Below are 2,285 nucleotides of genomic sequence, written 5' to 3'. Positions count from 1 at the left end.
TCTATAAAAATAATTGAAAAACTAAGATATTTTTATAAAATTTAGATAATACTTTTTTAATGTTATGATATAATTACTTGTTAATAACATATAAATCTTTCCCATAAAAATTTTTAAAAAAAAGAGCTTAAAATTGCTTAAATTAGCTATAATAAATAAATTTATGTTTAAATAAATAATATCATGTTTAAAATAAAAATTTATAATTATAAACAAATATTAACTATTAAAAATAAAAAATAAGAGTTAATATTTAATTAAAATAAAAAACAACATATCATTCTTATTTAGTCCAATAATAGCCTAAAATAAGTTATTTTAAGATAAATTAAGAAATTAATAATTGAATATAGAAAATAAGATTAAATTTACATTATTTACTTAAAAAAAGAACAATTAAGAAACAAAAGAATTAAATTATTTTAGATTAAAATAATTAATTTCATAAATCAAGAACAAATAACAAAAAATAGCCAATAAGTATAGAAATAACCTATTTAAATAAAAAATAAGTAAAATTGATAAATTTAAACAAAAAATAAAGAACAAAAAAGGAATTTTGACAAATATATTAGAAAATTGCAAAAAAGGGATAAAATTTCAATAAAAAAGCACTTGAAAAATTGATTGAAAATCAATTAAAAATAGGCATTGAAAAACTAAAAAATATTAAGGAAAAAACAAATAAAAATGAGTTTGAAAAAAATTAAAAAATTTAAGGAAAAAAACAAATAAAAATGAACCTAAAAAAAACTAAAAAAATTTTAAAAAAAGAGCTAAAATTGAATTTAAAAAAAAATTAAAAAATTTTAAAAATAAATAAAAACGACCTAAAAAAAGAATCAAATTATAAAAAAACTAAAAAAATTTTAAAAAAAACACAACCTAAAAAAAGAACCACATTATAAAAAAGTGAAAAAGAGTAAAAACATTAAAATAAAAAATTAAACAATTTACTCATCCAATTGTTGGAAATGACAATATTCAACTCCTTGAGGGCAAGCATGGGCGGTTACTCCATGAATAAAGTCTATATTTTTAAGAATCTTGTCCTGAACCTTATGAGAAATTGCATGTGCCTCCTTAAGACTTAAATCCTCTGGAAGAACTACATGTAAAGTAACTGTAGCATAGGATCCGAAATAATTTATCCTAATGTCATGAGCATCCATTACTCCATCAACAGATTCTGCAACTTCCTTTACCTCATCAAACAAACTTTCATCAGGAACCTTACCCATAATATTGTTTAAATTTTCACGTGCAACCTCAAAAGCGGTCTTTGCAATCATGAATCCAATAAATAGACCTATTATAGGGTCCAGCATAGGATAACCATACTGTGAAATCAAAACACCAAACAGAATAGCCACTGATGAATAGATGTCAACCCTTTGATGCTTACCGTCTGCAACAATTGCAGGGCTGTTTGCCTTCTCACCTAATTTAATGATTGATTGACTCATGATTATGTTTACGAATATGCCTATTACAGCCATCACTACAGCAATTGGAGAAGGAATTGTAGTTACTCCATTAAAGAACAGCTTGTCAATAGCTCCTGTAATGATTTCATAAGCGATTAAAGCTAAAAACACAACAATGACCAATCCGGCAATGGCTTCTGCACGGCCATGGCCTAATGGGTGATCGTGGTCAGCAGGTTTGCTTCCAAACTTAAAGCCAAGATAGGCAATAATTGAGGTCATTATGTCTGAAATTGTATGTGCACCTTCTGAAATAAGCGCATAACTTCCTGAAATCATTCCTACTAGAAAGTTAAATACAGAAAGGAATATGTTTCCTGCAATTGCAAGAGGAGAAGTTTCACTATTAGACGATCTTGCAACAGAAGAAGTAATAGCAATTAAGAAGACTATTGATACTGAGAAGTTTGAAAATATTGACGAAGGTGACAAGGAGATATATATTTTGGTTAATACTTCTGAGGAAGAAAAAACTATTACCCTTTCTAACACTGAATGCGATGGATGCAGCTTATCAGGAGTTCTTATCACTTCTGAGAGTGAAGTTATTTTAGATGGAGCAGGGATTACACTTCCTGCATTTAGTGTAGCTATACTTACTAAATGATTAAGAAGTTATATAAAATAGATAATAAGTTTTTAACATAATCAGAATCTGAAAAAACGGATTGGTGTCGCGAGCTCCGCCAATATCGAACCATTAGCCATTCATTTCAATCGCGGTATGAGGGGTAATATGAAACTGGTTGCTACTGGAAAATTAAAACCTGGAATGCTGGTCGCCCAGAATGTATATAC

Annotated in this window: 2 protein-coding genes; one reads left to right on the top strand and one right to left on the bottom strand. The window is 27.3% G+C overall.

The features are described from left to right. Nucleotides 1–953: 953 nt before the first annotated feature. Nucleotides 954–1,919, bottom strand: a complete 966-nt coding sequence (locus Q0138_RS03815; RefSeq protein ID WP_297981145.1) for a cation diffusion facilitator family transporter — start codon at nt 1,917–1,919, stop codon at nt 954–956. A gap of 13 nt (nt 1,920–1,932) precedes the next feature. Here Q0138_RS03815 and Q0138_RS03810 point away from each other — a divergent pair, with 13 nt between their 5' ends. Then, entirely contained in the window at nt 1,933–2,094 is a 162-nt protein-coding gene (locus Q0138_RS03810) for a hypothetical protein (RefSeq protein WP_297981142.1), read from the top strand. The last annotated feature ends 191 nt before the right edge of the window (nt 2,095–2,285 follow it).

Origin of the sequence: uncultured Methanobrevibacter sp., assembly GCF_937906425.1 — an archaeon.
In the GTDB taxonomy this organism is placed as follows: Archaea; Methanobacteriota; Methanobacteria; order Methanobacteriales; family Methanobacteriaceae; genus Methanobrevibacter.
Note: the sequence above shows the minus strand (reverse complement) of the source record. Positions and strands in the feature narration are given on the sequence as shown.